Genomic DNA, 13,700 nt, shown 5'->3' with positions numbered 1-13,700 from the left:
TCAGACTTCCTCGCCGCTCGAGCTGTATTCAGCGGCCATGAACTCCACCCGCTCCCGAAACCCAAGCTCAGCCGGTCCCGCGGTAATCCGCAGCACACGATCAGCCTCACCCGGCGAGCGGCCCTTGACCACGAACCGCATAGCGCTGGTCACGTCGTCGCGGAACAGCATCCGAACCCGCGTCGGGCGCTGGCTCATGGAAATGCCGTTATCGACCCGCTCGGCGCGCGAGGGCAGCATGTCCTGCACTTCCGCCCACACCGTCGCGATCGTGGTCCACTGGACCTCTTCATTCGTCCCGTAGATCGGATCGATGGTCGTCTCGCGGCTCTGGATCTCAACCTCGCGGTTGTGACTGCCGGCGCTCATGCTTGGCGCTGCCAATCAAGTTTGGTGTGCTTCGACAGATTGTCAGATGCCCAAAGAGGCTGCAGGTTTGCCATCGACCAGCACTCCCGAAATTCCGCCTCATCTGGGCTCAAATAGGAAAACGAAGATTTCGGCCGGACATGATCAATGTGCCACTCGCCGATATTGTCCCAGGTCATCCCCGGCAGAAACAGAGCCTCGAGATGCGCCACAAGGTCGTCGAGAGTATAGCCCACCAACGACTCCCAACGACGCCCCGCTTTCCGTCCCTTTAAAGCCGCGCCGATATTGACGCTCATTCGGTTATCAATACGGAACTTGGGGTCGGCTCGCCGACGTGCATTTAACTCTGCCCAACCGGTCGCTTGCTGTTTCTCTGTGCGAATGCGGGCTAATTCCTTGCAGCGCTCAGGATTATTCTTTCGCCATAGTTCGGCCGTTCGACGCTTGTGATCCGACTGCCGCGCTGCATATTCCCGCTGATAAGCATTGGCCTTATCGCGGTTGCGAGCGACGTAAGAGCGGGTCATTTCGGTACGCTTCTTCCGGTACTCTGGGTCCTGTTTCACCCGATCCCGGTAAGCACGCTGGCCTCGCCTTGCTGTCTCCGCGCGTCCCTCATCTCGACAGGACAAGCAAAACCGCTCTGCGCTGTGTCCTCGTATAAACGAGACATTACATCTTCTGCATTCTCTTGGCGGCATTTGCTTTCATCACGCTATGGCTAGTCGACGGTATGGCATCACCAACGCGTTGAATGCTAAAGGAACTTCTGTTGGATTTCCAACAGATACGGCCGCTTTATTCTCAAAAAAGTGACCCACGAGCAGAAGGATTGCCTGCTTCAATGCCGCCGGAACGCCGCTCTCAGAGCCGCTGAGCGCGTATCCGGCAGTGAACCGCACTCGCACCGCGTTGATGCCATCAACCGTCTGAGGATAGCTCTCAGCCGAATTTCGGACGACCCACGCCGTGGAGGATGAAAGGTCGACGGTGTAGGCATCAGGGTTCAGCGTCTGCTCGGCGCCATCGGCATCGCTATACTTGATGCTTTCGACCGAAATCACCGGCCGAAGCGGAATTTCGATGCTGTCCGTGAAAGCGTCGAGCGTCAGTTCCCAGACTTGTGGCTCGAGGACGCGGTCGAGGATGCCGTTTGGGCCATCGAGGTGGTTGGTTGCCGCGTCGATGTAGGCTTGGAGTTCGGCGTTGAACGTGTTGTCCGACGTGTGGACGCGAACCTGCCGCTTGGCGTCGTCGAGGCTCACCGGCGAGGTCGTCGGTGGGGTGATGAGCTTTAGCCCCATCTTAGCGCCTCCCTGTGCTGATCTGGCGTGGACGCCGGCTGATGGATTGGGCCGGCCGAGGTACACCGATCTGCACCGGCCGAAGCGTGATCGGTGTTGCGGGGCGAGTGGTGCCCGCGAAGGTCGGCCGGCTAGCCGTTGGCACGCGAATGTCGCCGCGATGAAACTGCAGCGCAGGACAGGAAGCGATGTGCGCATGCCATGCGCTGTCGGGCGCGACCTGAAACGAGAATGCGAGCCCTGGAGACGTAGCCTGGTGGCCCAGCGTGTTGTCGTTCACCGCGACCGAGAAGTGAGCGCCGATCGTCGGTTCACTCGCGGCATGTCCGTGCACGGCGCCGTTGACCATCACCGAAGCCTTGGCTGCCAGTGGTGGCGAGGTGGCAGATTGCGCGTGCGTGGCCGCGTTCACCGTGATCGAACCGGAAACTGCGATGACTGGCGAAGTCGCGGTGTGGCCATGAACCGACCCAGCCGGAACGATCGTCGCCGCGAAAGCAAGAACAGGCTGCGTCGCTGTGTGCCCGTGGACGCTGCTTACAGGCGCAATCCCAATCGTGCCTAGCGTGAGGGCCGGCGATGTCGCTTCGTGGCTGTGCAAGGCGTTGGCGAGCGACACCGACGACTTCGTGGCAATGGTCGGCTGCGTCGAGGCGTGGGCGTGGACCGAATTGTCCGGGGAAACGGTAGACTTCGCCGAAAGGGTCGGACTTGTGGAAGTGTGTCCATGCACCGCGTCGGACGGGCTGACCGATGATTTGGCTGTGATCGACGGACTGGTCGCGGCCTGAGCGTGGCTTGCATTACCAACAGTGATCGCAACGGACGGCGCATAAGCGACAAGGCCAGGGCTGGTTGAACTGCTTGCGTGGGTCGAGCTGTTGGGCGTGACGCTCGACTTCGCGGCAAGAGCGGGTTGCGTTGCCGTATGAGTGTGCGCCGCGTTATTCGGCGTCAGGGTCGTTCCGCCGCCGCCCGTCGTGTTCTTGAGCGCCAGGGTAATGACGCAATAGGCGGCGCTCGCCGCGCTGGTGGCCGTCGTGGCGCTGACCGATCCGGCCGTAGCCTTCTCGCCGGTCACGATCATGATGCCAGAGCCCTGGCCCTGCGTCGTGCCGGCGTCGAAACGCTTGGTGACGTTGGTCAGGCTGGCATTGGCCTGCGCGCTATAGGTCGGACCAGCATTGTCGCGGTCGGTGAACCAGAAATCGACATTAAGGCATTCGTCGACGCCCGTAGTGAGCGAGTTGCCGGTCTGCGAGGTCGCAGCGGCGGCATTCCGGCCGGCCGCAGCTTCGATAGCAATGGCCTGGCCGGATGCGGGCCTAAACACCGCGCCGACCGCGTATTGATGGTCCCCACTGTCCGCGATCGTAACTGTCGTCTCGGTACCGTCGCTGGTCTTCCGAAAGACAGCGCCCCGAAGTCCGCCTGCCGCAGCAGCAGTGCCGCGCGACTGCGGGCTCGCCGAATTGTCAGTGACCTCGGTAAAACCTGTAGGCGTCGCGATGGCTTGGTTTGCGGTTGCGACCGCAATGAACAGCTCATCGCCTGCCGCTCGGCCGCTGGATGAGAAGTCAATTGATGTTGCAGCCGTGCTGCCTGCGCCAGACGTGGCATTGACCCAAGCCGGCCCTTCATATCCCTTGCAATCAATCGTGTAGGTAGAGCCGCCTGTGAAGCCAGCAGGTGGCGTGACGCTATAGGACGTATAGCCGCCACCAAAGCTGCCCGCCGATTTCGGCCACGCCACCCCATCGACCGTGAGAACAAACGCAACACCGGTGGTATTACCCTCGAACCAAAGCTCGTTGCTGGGACCGGTCGTGAGAGAGTCAAGGATGAAACCCGAGAGCGGCTGACCCGAAATCGACCCGATCGGGCCGAGCCCGGTCGGAGACCCACTTTTCGCGTATCCCCGGTACGAACCGAACGACCCCGCAGTCAGCGTAACAGCGGTCATGCTACACCCCCGCCGACTGGCTGCGCGTGCCGACGTTGAGATACGACGGGGTGGTCATGGGTTAGGTCTGGATCGGCGTGTCGCGGCGCGTCACGACGGGTCCGCTATTTCCACCTTCCACGAGCCGATGTCGACGGTGCCGCCCGCTGCCACGGCCTGCGAAGCCGTAGTCGTCACGTAGTCGAGCAGCGAACCTGACACGTCGAGAAGGGCTGCGTGGGTCACAGTGCCGGTCACATCGACAGGAACCGCAGTCTTCGACGCCACGGTCACCTTCCGGCCGCTCGTGTCGCCGTTCGCCAACGTGTAGTCGCCCGATGCCATCGTCACGTCGGCCAGCGCATAGGTCGCGTTGCCTTGCGTGTAGTTGGTCGGCTCCGCGCTGCAGACGGTCTGGCGCGTGTCGTTGTTCTTGATGATATTGAGCGCGGCATCGAGCACGCGGTCAGCAACCGACTTAGCCATTCCGCAGATCCTCCCCGCTCCAGACGTAGGCCTGGGCATCTTCCAACGTCATGCCGCGGGCTTCGGCAGCGCGCTCGGGCATCACGAACTTGTGCTTGTTCGCGCCGTCCGCCCAGATTGTGCAGGGGTCCACGTCGACTTCGCCGACAGTGAACACCACCGTGGGCTCTTCATCGGTGTCCTCGGCCCAGCCACAGGTCTTGAAGTAAGGCTCGGCGTCGGCGTCCTCGAAGCTGTACGGCACGCCCGGGTGGAAATCGTGACCGCCGTGCTTGACGCGCTGGTTGAATTTGATGGCCATAAATCAGCCTTTCGTTGATCAGCGGATCGCGGTGACCTTCACCGGGATCGAGCGCCTTAGGAGGCGACGACAGCCGTGGTTTCAGCGCTGGTAGCGACGGCGGTGACGCCATTCGAAGTGGCGCTGACGGTGCAGCTCATGGTCGCGCCGACGTCATCGGCCGAGAGCACGCGCGTGCTCGCAGTCGCTCCGATAATCGGCACGCCGCTGCGCCGCCACTGGTAGGCGTAGCTCGGGCTCTTTGACCAGGTTCCGCTCGAGCAAGTCAGGGTCTGGCCCTGCGTCTTCGTGCCAGTGATGGCCGGTGCGACCGAATTGACCGGCATGTTATCGGCGGCGAATGCGCCGGCCGATCGCGCGTTCATGCGAGCGCGTGCAGACCGAGCCATCAGTCGGCGGCCTTCTCAGCCTTGGCGCGCGGCTTGCCTCTGCGGCGGCCAGCCTCACTCGACTTCGCCTCGAATACGCCGTCTCCAGCGTCGCGCATCTGATTCTCCTGCGCGTGGATCACGCCATAGGCGCCCTTCGGGCCAGGATTCGCCTGAGCTTCTTCGTTTTTTTCGGTAGCCATCAGTGGTCTCCTTTCCAGAGGGTCGCCTCGGCGGCACTCAAGAAAAGAGGGGCTGGCCAAAACCAGCCCCTGCATTCGTCACGACGTCAGGTCGGTAATCGCGTCCGAGAAGTCGCCCTTGGTGAAGGCTTCCGGCCGGTACACCGCCAGAGCCAGGCGTTCCTCGCAGAGGATCGTGATCAGGTTCTGGACGAAGTTCGAGCCATCCTCGGTCGAGAGTTCGACGCGCGCGTCCATGCGGTCGAAGATCTGCGCGCCCATGCGGAACGCACCGACCAGGAACTTGTCGACCGTCATTGCCTGGGTCTGCACTACCGGCAGCGACCATAGCCGCGGCTGAATGCTGCTCGAGGGGTCGCCAACGATGTAGTTGCCGGCGCTGTCCTTGGTGGTCTCGATGCCCATCCAGTCGGTCGGATGGACGACGATGCCGGTCGCGGGCAGCTCGGCGAGCGTCGCCTGGAGAATGGCAACGCGCAGAACGTCGATCTTCGTCGGCGTCGTGATGACGGCGGGGTTCGAAGCGAGCGCGGTGGCCTGCGTGTAAATGCCGTTGAGGTTGGTGCCGGTGCCGTCGCCGTTCAGAAGCTGCAGCTCCTCGGCGTAGGCCAGGCCGTAACGCAGGCGGCCATCGATGTACGATTGCAGCGCCGGAACGTCGTCCATGATCTGGCGCGTCGCTTTCACGAAATGCGCGATCGTGGTGACATTCGCCGTTGCGATGTCGAACTTGATTTCCGACTGCGGCTTGGTCGTGCCCGCCGTTTCCGTGTGGGTCGCGGCCGAGTTGGTGAAGCCGGTTTCCTTGGGATACTGGATCGAGCTCGACGAGGTGCGGCCCGGCGTCAGCAGGTCGCGCACCGTCATGCGGCGCTCGACGGCCGAGACGAGCGGTCCACGCTGCGGGACGACGAGGTCGCCGGCCGAGCCGTTGGCGTCGGTGGTGAGTGACGAAATGATGGCCTTGGCCTCCATCTCGACGACAACCTTGCCGCGGCCGCCGTTGGCCAGGAACTGCTTCACGTTCTCGTTCTCGGTGAAGAGATAGCCGGCTGACTTGGCCTCATGCTGATCGCCGCTCGGGCGCAGCGCCATCTTCTGCTCCAGCTCGTCCATGCGGGCCTTCGCTTCGTTCATGCCGGTGATGGCCTGGTCAGCCAGTTCCTTGGTGGCCGCCGTCAGCTCTTCGCCGCTGCGGATCTTGCCGAGCGCGTCTTCGGCAAGGCCTTTGACCTCATCGAAGCGGCGATCGAACAGGGCCTTCGTCTCAGCAGCCAGTTCGGCCGCCGACTTGGTTTCAGTCGTCATGTGAATTTCCCTTTTGCTGGGGTGAGTTAGGCGCGGTTCAGCGCCGCAAGAGCCGAGAGGTATTCATCGGCTTCGGTGGTGTTGCCGGGCTCACCCCGGAGCAACGACGAGAGGCCCTTGCCAGCGATGGCAGCGGCCTGCGTCTTCGAGAATCCGGCCTCGCGCAGGAAATCCTCGAATTGCGGGAGCGTCGGCAGTTCGCCGGCGCCAACCAGGTCTTTGACGCTGATGATGCGCGTCCGATCGTTCATCGGGATCGTCACCAGCGAGATTTCGTGCAGCGCAACGTCGAGAAGCTGCCGCGCCTTGCCTTCGAAGCGGTGCTTCAGGGTCTTGTAGCCCATTGATAGCCCCTGAAGGGCACCGTCCTTAGCCAGTCCGTGCGCTTCTCGGCCATGGTTGGTCGACATCGAGAAACGACCTTTGACCAAAAGCCCCTCGCTGACCTCTCGGAAGCTGTTCCATACCCCCGCGGGGCGCTTCTGATCATGGAAGAGCAGCATCGGCAGAGACTTGCGGCCCTGGAAGTTGATCGCGCCCGGCATCACTACATCGCCGCCGTGGTCCATGTTGCCATAGCCAACCGCAAGGCCTTCGATGTTGCCATCATCGTCGATACTCTTGGCGTCGAGCGCAAAGTCCAGCTCGTCCATCAAATTTCCTCCTGCCCCGCTTGCGTGATCGGCACGTTCTGGGACTGCATGCGCATTTCACATATTCATTCCGCCGCCGCTGCCGGCAGACGGCTTGTTGCTCTTCAGCCAATACTTCATCTCGTCGATCTCTCTTTCCTGCGCCGAGATGATTCCCCTAGCCAACTTGGCTATCCATTCGTCCTTGCCCTTGCTGAGGATTGCCTTTGACATTTTGACTGCCATCCGATGATGCTCAACCATCTCTGATGCGAACTTGATGTCAGCAGCATTGGCGTTAGAATCAGACTCCTTCAGAGATAGAAGAAGTGTCTGGAGGAAAGTCCCTACCTCAGTCATTGTTTGGTTCTCCTAACGAGACGCTCCGCATCAAATCAGGTGCGTTCGTTTCGCGCCCTTGCTGATGTTCTGATTTGCCCAGAGCGGACGTCAGGGCCGCGCGGTGTTACCAGCACCGTTGCGGCCCGTTTTCTATAGCGTGTCTTCCTCCGGTTGTGAAACGCTTCCCGGCCCAGAAATGGGTACATTTTGGGACTGCATGCGGGGGGTATCGCCACCAGCGACGGGCGGCAGGTTCTCCAAGGCGCGAACCTCGTTGATCGTCATGGCGCCAAGCTGGGTCATGGTCTGATAGAACTGCGCGCGGCCTTGACTGTCGGCTCGGAGCAAACCCTCTAGATTGAACTCCAGGGTGATGCCCTGGGCGCGATCGGCGGGGGTCAGAAGCTGCTTCATCACCGCTTGCTCGATGCGTTTCAGGCGCTTGCGCAGGGTGAACTTCTGGAAACCGAGGACATCCACCTCCTTGCCGGTGCCCCAGTTTGAAGCCTTATCGCCGTAGCCGACCATCGCGGGTGGCACGCCGAAGATCCGGCAAATTTCCTCACCGCTGAACTTGCGGCTATCGAGCATCTGCGCGTCTTCTGGTGTGATGTTGATCTGCTGCCACTGCATGTCGCGGTCGAGGACCATCGGCAGGCCGGCATTGATCGAGCCGCTGTATTTCTCCTGGAGCGCGCGCTCTGCGTCGTTGCGCTGCTCTCTGGTTAGGGAGTCTTTCGTTCGGAGCACGCCAGACGGGCGCATTCCGTTGGAAAACGTAGTGCGAGCCGCGCTGTCGGTCGCAAGCGCGCTTGCGAAGGTTCCGCGGCAGGCCGCAAGGGTCGAGGCTCCACTCAGCGCGTTGCCCATTGGACCGCGGATGTGAAGCACGTCGCGCACGTCCTTGACGATAGCCCGTCCGCCTTCAGACCATTCATAGCGAAGCAGGCCATTCACGCGGGTCACGGTCACGATATCCGGGCGGATCGGGATCAGCGAGTAGACCGAGCCATCGTCGCGCCGCTCTACCGAGGCGTAGGCGTTGCCCTGCAGCTCGATCGAAGCGGCCATGAACTCCCAAAAATCGAGAGCGGTCTGGTCGAAGTTGGGGGAATCATGGAGCACGTAGTAGAGCGGGTGGCCTTGTGCGACCGTGCGCACGCCACCTGCAGAGGTGCGATAGACGACCAAGGGCAGGCTGGCGATCGTGCCAGCGATCAGGTTGACGCAGGACCACGTTGCGGAGAGCCCAATCGCATTGCCATAGCCGGCCGCCATCGCGTCATCGTACTGAGCAAGCGTCACCTGGTTGGTCGTGAAGTTCGATCCGTTCTGCCGACTCACTCCACCCGCGGCCCAGGTCGAGAGCGCGCCAGCCCCAATTACGGACTTGCGTTCTCGGGCAGCGTCCCATGCCTGGTTTGCCTGCCTCGCCTCCCGCGACAGCGCGTAACCCGTCACGCCGCGAAGCTCTTGAGCCAGTCATCGACGGAAACGTCGGTTTCAGCGTGCATAGCTTCGACCCCTTCCGCCATTGTGAGCGCGACCAGACCGTCGATGCGGCCCGTTGCCTTGGATTTGTCCAGCTTGCGGTTGCCCGCAGGATCGGGGACCGCGACGGCATTGGCGGCGCACATCGCCAGCACCGGGTGCCCTCCATGCCGAACAACACCGTTCAGCAAGTCGGCTTCCAACGCATCCAGCGCCGGCGACATGCTCACGTAGCCCTGGCCGAACGGCTCAAGCGGCAATTCCACGCCCTGGCGTTCCAGAGCACCCTTCATGCGGTCCATGCGCCAGCGGTCGAAGCCGATCTTGGCGATGTTCAGGCCCGCGGTAATCTGGCCGATGTCTCGAGCGACGAAATCGTAGTCGATGACCTTGCCGGGCGTGGTGCGCAGGAGGCCTTGCTTTACCCAGACATCGTAGGGGGCCTTGTCGCGCTTCTTGGCCTCCATGACGCTGTCTTCGGGCATCCAGAACGTCGGGTGTACATGCAGCAAGCCGTCGACGCGCGAGGTGAGAACAAGGGCGGTCAAATCCGTTGTGGCCGAGAGATCGAGGCCGCCGTAGACCACACCCTCAAGCGCTCCCGGGGTCTCATTGCCCTGTTTCCAGACGCTGGCCGACACGAACGCGGAGACCATGTTGATCCGCTGGTTGAGGTAGAGCACCCGGAACGTCGGTTCGTTGCTCGGCATCTCCTTGGCGCCGCGGGCATGCTCTTCGACGTCGTTGCGGGATCGGAAAAGGCCCATCGCCGGATTTGCCGCTTCCCATGCGCTTTCGTCGTCCAGTTCGCAGTCTTCCGGGGCCGCGTAGACATGGCTGACCGTGCTCGGGTTCTGCGAGCGCTCGGCGTTATCCAGCTCGATCGAAAACAGATCCGCGTCAGTCGGTGCCTGCGTCGAGATCACGATCAGCAGCGCGTCGTCGTATGCGCCCTGGCCCGTCGTCAGCGCGTCCCAGAAGTCGTCTTGCGGCCCCTTGATCTGACCAGCCTCGTCGACGATCGCCACAATCGGCGAGCCGCCGTGAGTGGTAGAACCTTCCGCCGAGAGCGCCTCGTATTCGACGTTCATCGGGAGGCCGATGATCTTCTTGTTCGACGGGATGAGCCGGCAATACTGGCGCAACTTCGGCGAAAGCTGGACCATTTTCGACGCGTAGTTGTAGACCTCAGCGGCCTGCTTGCGCGAGCGGCCGCCGGAGTTGATGCGGCTGTTCAACTTGGCCTCGGGGCCGACAGTGTGGACGAGGACGATCATCGAGATCGTCGCCGTCTTGGAGTTCTTGCGGGCGATGCTGAGCAGCGCCTTCTTGGTCACCACCTCGTTGTCGTAAATGGCGTAGAAAAACGCTTCCTGGAAATCGGCGAGACGAACCGGCTGACCGACAAGGGGGCCTTCCGGGACGCGGCACATGGTCTCAACGAAACGCATGTTGCGCTCAGCGCGGGTAAGATCCTCTTTGCCGAGAGAGCGCCAGTCTCGAATGGTTGGAACCGGGCCGCACTTGATCGCGCGGCGAACGATGTCCCTCACTGGACCGATGGCCTCGCGATCAGATCGTCGTCGTCGAACTCGGGCTCCATCGACTTGGCGATGCCCTGGCGTTTTGCGACGTCTCGAGCCTCGCCCTTTTGCGCGCGCGCGTGAAGCGACAGGCTGCGGCGCATCGACAGGATGGTGCCGGCGAGCATCTGCACGACCTGCTTGCGCGGGTTGACTACGGGAGTGCCTCGCTCGCTCGACATGACCGAGCCTTCACTGCGCAGGTCGAATTGCTCGCGCTCCAGATCGGCCATCGACCGCGCCAGCATGCCAGCGAGTTCGAGTTGGTGATCGGTCCATTCCGATCGAGCGAATTCAGCGATCACCGAGTGCCAGAACGGCCAGTCGGCATCCTGCATGCGGATATGCGACGGCGGGGCAATCTCGCGGGTTGCCCCAGCCATCACCTTCACGGCGGCAGAGGCGCTATCGATGCGGTCCTTCCGTCCAGCCATGACAAAATCCTGTGTTAGCGTTGAAATTGAGGGCCAAGCGCGGTACTGGCGATCCGGGGATACGTAGTTTTACCTACGCCCCCGGCTTATGCGATCGGCCATCCGTCCTCGCCGATGGTCGGCTTCACCCGCTTCCCCTCATCGGCCAACGTCTTCGCTTGGTGACATGGGCCGCAGATCGCTTGGCAGTTGCTCAGCTCGTCCTTGCCGCCTTTGGCCTTGGGGATGACGTGGTCGACCTCGGTTGCCGGCGTCACGATCCGCTTGCGTAGGCAGGGCTGGCATAGCCGGCCATCTCGCCGCATCACCTGCTCTCGGAGTTTAGTCCACTCCCGGCCATACCCTCGGCTATGCCGCGATGTAGTCGGCCATGGCATAAGGCCTCCGGTCTTTAGGGCGAGGTTTTCCTTCCGGCGCGAACGCGGGACTTAGGCTGCTTGCGAGGGGGATACCGCGCCTCGGTGGTCAAGCTGCACTGTTCAGGTATGCAACTATCTAGATTAACTGGTGGTTCCGGTCAAGCGCTGGCATCGCGGGCCGTCTTTTCGACGTAAATTGCCAGCGAGTGGATGGGGTCTCCAGTGTGGGTGGATGGGCTCCAAACGGTGTCTACCCAATGAGCGATCTCAATGATCGTGAAGGAGCCTCGATCGCCAAGCCAAAGGTACTCACCGACAGCGGGCTTTGCTCTCAGCCAGACAGCGCAAACCTCATTATCATCCTCGAACATGACCTTTGCATTGATCACGCCGCCTTCTCCAGTTCTTCCGCGTGCTGCAGCATCCACATCGGGAGCTTATGCGATAGCGTCGAGCGAGGAAACTCAATCTGCACATGTACGCCATAGGCTCGGATGACGGTGCCTGAGAGCCCCTGATATGGGCCATCGATAACCTTGACCTCTTCGCCTGTCAGGAATGGCCGCACCAGTTCCTTCGGCCTGTCCTTGCGCTCGGCTGTCTTGAGGTACCGAAGCTCCCGATCGGTCACCGAAGCATAGCCATCGCTGTCGGGCATTACCGAGAACCGCGGATGGCCACGCGATACATGGCGACGCCGTTCTGGATCCCACTTCATGTAGCCCAAGGATGGCGACCGAGCGAGAGCGAGAAGATCAACCAAGCGATCTGACCGGGCAAACACATAGCATGGAGTGCCGGGCACGATCTCTGTCTTGCGGGTTCGGGATTCACCCTCGCGCCAATGCCGCGCGACCCTGGGGCTCCAAGCCTCATAGCCGTCCTCGGTCAAACTCTCAGCGAGGCGCAGGGTGCTCTGGCCGGCGCAGCGCAGGATTACCCAGTCAGTCATGCGGGGCTCCTTGGGGTGGGGGTGTACTTCATGGCTTCTTTCGCCAGACCGGAATGCAGATCGGGGTATTCCCCGGCTCGAAAGCGCTTCTCGAGTTCGGAGCGCCTCATCCCGTTAGCGACATCGCCAAGGAACTTACCGTTGCCGATGCCTACTGTGCGGTCGATCGGTTCAATCCGCACAAACGGCAGGAATGCCTCAGCTTGCGAAGCCATTGCCCTCGATCCTGCAAGTTTTGTCATTGAGGCTGACGCTGATCTCGCCACACTCGCCGGGTAGACCCATGCGGACCTTAACGACGGTCAGTGTGCCTTCGTTCACCGTCTTGTCGGGGCGGTGGTAGATCAGGCCATAGTCGGCCTTGTTCGCCCAATTCGCAGAGCCGCTGATGTCGTACAGACCGGGCTTGCCGCTGTGCCCCTTCTGAGGCTTGGAGGGATGGGCGACGACCCAAAGCGAAACGTCGTAGCGCTTGGCGAACCGCTTGAGCGCGCGGATCGCCCGGCCAATGTAATCCGTCTCAGTCTCGTCGCGGTTCCGCTTGTGCTCGATCTCGTTCCAAGGGTCGAGAACGATCACCTTGGCGCCATTGCGCACGACGGCGACGCGGATCAGGTCTAGGTATGCCTCAAGCGTGATGTCCGCCTCATCGTCGAGCGCGTTCGAGATAACCGTGACGTGCTTCTCGATCTGCTCAAGGGCTGCCTCCCGCGCCTCGTGAACGGGGAACTGCTGCCAGGAGCATCCGATCAACGCCCGCGCCAGACTGTTGCGAAGGATGGGCTTGGGCAGCGTTTCAAAGCTCGCGATGCAAACCGGCACGCTGCGAGCGATGCAGTGGGCAAGGATGGTGTTGATCACCGTAGATTTGCCCATGTTCGAATAGCCCGAGAACACGGTCAGAGTGCCGAGACAAATCCGCATGTACTTGTCGAGATCGGCGATACCGGTATCCATCGAGCGGACTTCGTGATCATCGGGGAAGTCGCTGAGGCTGTAGAGGCCGCGCACCGGGTACGGCTTGGCCGAGCTGATCACATCGACGACCGCCGACTGGCCGTATTGGACCAAGACCTCGTTGAGATCCTTGCAGCCCTCGGGGTAGGTGACGAACTTGCAACGCTCGATACCGAGGATGCAGGTAAGGTCGTGCGCCAGGGTGCGACCGGGCTTGTCGCCATCGGTTGCCAAGATGATCGTCTCGACGTGCTTCAACGCCTCTTCGGTTTCGTAGAGGTAGGCGTAGGCATTACCGGCGAGCGGGTTCTTGCCAGTTTCCGTGGCGCTGGTGCCGTTGGGAACCGAGACGACATTGCGGAATCCGCAGACCATCGCGGCGAGCGCATCGAACTCGCCTTCGGTGATGATTAATTCACGGGGCCGCTCGGATAGGACGTCGGCATTCCACAGGCATAGCTTGCCGCCCGCGTCCATCGAATGCTGCTTCTCGCCGGTCCTGCGGTATTTGCGATTCACGATCTTCCCGTCGAGAAAATAGGGGATCGAAAGCCACCACGCTCCGCTGCGCTGGGTGCTGGAGAAACCCATTTCCTCTGCTGCCGAGGATAGGCCGCCGCGTTGGTCCAGCCATTCCTTGTGCCTCGGTTCGATCACCTGTTCCTC

19 protein-coding genes are annotated in these 13,700 nt (G+C 61.7%); all 19 read right to left on the bottom strand.

The window, feature by feature from the left end:
- A complete protein-coding gene (locus tag OLX23_RS19970) occupies positions 1 to 369 on the bottom strand; it encodes a head-tail adaptor protein (RefSeq protein ID WP_264446875.1) in 369 nt (122 codons plus the stop codon).
- On the bottom strand, positions 366 to 899 hold the full coding sequence (locus OLX23_RS19965; protein ID WP_264446874.1) for a hypothetical protein: 534 nt from the start codon (positions 897 to 899) through the stop codon (positions 366 to 368). The genes OLX23_RS19970 and OLX23_RS19965 overlap by 4 nt, the downstream gene beginning before the upstream one ends.
- A gap of 183 nt (positions 900 to 1,082) precedes the next feature.
- On the bottom strand, positions 1,083 to 1,676 hold the full coding sequence (locus tag OLX23_RS19960) for a head-tail connector protein (RefSeq protein ID WP_264446873.1): 594 nt from the start codon (positions 1,674 to 1,676) through the stop codon (positions 1,083 to 1,085).
- A gap of 1 nt (position 1,677) precedes the next feature.
- Complete coding sequence (locus OLX23_RS19955) at positions 1,678 to 3,639, bottom strand: hypothetical protein (protein WP_264446872.1); 1,962 nt, start codon at positions 3,637 to 3,639, stop codon at positions 1,678 to 1,680.
- 90 nt (positions 3,640 to 3,729) lie between these two features.
- Entirely contained in the window at positions 3,730 to 4,104 is a 375-nt protein-coding gene (locus OLX23_RS19950) for a hypothetical protein (RefSeq protein ID WP_264446871.1), read from the bottom strand.
- Complete coding sequence (locus OLX23_RS19945) at positions 4,097 to 4,405, bottom strand: hypothetical protein (protein WP_264446869.1); 309 nt, start codon at positions 4,403 to 4,405, stop codon at positions 4,097 to 4,099. Before OLX23_RS19945 ends, OLX23_RS19950 begins: the two co-directional genes overlap by 8 nt.
- A 56-nt stretch (positions 4,406 to 4,461) precedes the next feature.
- Entirely contained in the window at positions 4,462 to 4,770 is a 309-nt protein-coding gene (locus tag OLX23_RS19940) for a hypothetical protein (RefSeq protein WP_264446867.1), read from the bottom strand.
- Between the two features lie 23 nt (positions 4,771 to 4,793).
- On the bottom strand, positions 4,794 to 4,976 hold the full coding sequence (locus OLX23_RS19935) for a hypothetical protein (RefSeq protein ID WP_264446865.1): 183 nt from the start codon (positions 4,974 to 4,976) through the stop codon (positions 4,794 to 4,796).
- Positions 4,977 to 5,054: 78 nt separating this feature from the next.
- On the bottom strand, positions 5,055 to 6,284 hold the full coding sequence (locus OLX23_RS19930; RefSeq protein WP_264446864.1) for a phage major capsid protein: 1,230 nt from the start codon (positions 6,282 to 6,284) through the stop codon (positions 5,055 to 5,057).
- 26 nt (positions 6,285 to 6,310) lie between these two features.
- Positions 6,311 to 6,937 (bottom strand): HK97 family phage prohead protease, encoded by a 627-nt coding sequence (locus OLX23_RS19925; RefSeq protein ID WP_264446863.1) that lies wholly within the window; start codon positions 6,935 to 6,937, stop codon positions 6,311 to 6,313.
- A gap of 57 nt (positions 6,938 to 6,994) precedes the next feature.
- A complete protein-coding gene (locus OLX23_RS19920; protein WP_264446861.1) occupies positions 6,995 to 7,276 on the bottom strand; it encodes a DUF305 domain-containing protein in 282 nt (93 codons plus the stop codon).
- Between the two features lie 132 nt (positions 7,277 to 7,408).
- Entirely contained in the window at positions 7,409 to 8,719 is a 1,311-nt protein-coding gene (locus OLX23_RS19915; protein ID WP_264446859.1) for a phage portal protein, read from the bottom strand.
- Positions 8,716 to 10,200 (bottom strand): terminase large subunit, encoded by a 1,485-nt coding sequence (locus OLX23_RS19910; protein ID WP_264446858.1) that lies wholly within the window; start codon positions 10,198 to 10,200, stop codon positions 8,716 to 8,718. Before OLX23_RS19910 ends, OLX23_RS19915 begins: the two co-directional genes overlap by 4 nt.
- A 98-nt stretch (positions 10,201 to 10,298) precedes the next feature.
- The gene (locus OLX23_RS19905) at positions 10,299 to 10,766 is read right to left on the bottom strand and encodes a hypothetical protein (RefSeq protein WP_264446856.1); all 468 of its coding nucleotides are present in this window, start codon (positions 10,764 to 10,766) and stop codon (positions 10,299 to 10,301) included.
- 86 nt (positions 10,767 to 10,852) lie between these two features.
- Positions 10,853 to 11,071, bottom strand: a complete 219-nt coding sequence (locus OLX23_RS19900) for an HNH endonuclease (protein WP_264446854.1) — start codon at positions 11,069 to 11,071, stop codon at positions 10,853 to 10,855.
- Positions 11,072 to 11,283: 212 nt separating this feature from the next.
- On the bottom strand, positions 11,284 to 11,514 hold the full coding sequence (locus OLX23_RS19895; protein WP_264446853.1) for a hypothetical protein: 231 nt from the start codon (positions 11,512 to 11,514) through the stop codon (positions 11,284 to 11,286).
- A complete protein-coding gene (gene nusG / locus OLX23_RS19890) occupies positions 11,511 to 12,077 on the bottom strand; it encodes a transcription termination/antitermination protein NusG (RefSeq protein WP_264446851.1) in 567 nt (188 codons plus the stop codon). The genes OLX23_RS19895 and nusG overlap by 4 nt, the downstream gene beginning before the upstream one ends.
- Positions 12,074 to 12,292: a hypothetical protein gene (locus OLX23_RS19885; protein WP_264446850.1), complete on the bottom strand. Its 219-nt coding sequence runs from the start codon at positions 12,290 to 12,292 to the stop codon at positions 12,074 to 12,076. Before OLX23_RS19885 ends, nusG begins: the two co-directional genes overlap by 4 nt.
- Positions 12,276 to 13,691 carry an AAA family ATPase gene (locus OLX23_RS19880; protein WP_264446849.1) on the bottom strand — a complete coding sequence of 472 codons (1,416 nt, stop codon included), beginning with the start codon at positions 13,689 to 13,691 and terminating at the stop codon, positions 12,276 to 12,278. The genes OLX23_RS19885 and OLX23_RS19880 overlap by 17 nt, the downstream gene beginning before the upstream one ends.
- Positions 13,692 to 13,700: the final 9 nt, after the last annotated feature.

This window comes from Novosphingobium sp. JCM 18896 (genome assembly GCF_025938095.1).
Lineage (GTDB): Bacteria > Pseudomonadota > Alphaproteobacteria > Sphingomonadales > Sphingomonadaceae > Novosphingobium.
The sequence above is the reverse complement of the archived record's forward strand: the minus strand, read 5'-3'. Positions and strand labels throughout refer to the sequence as shown.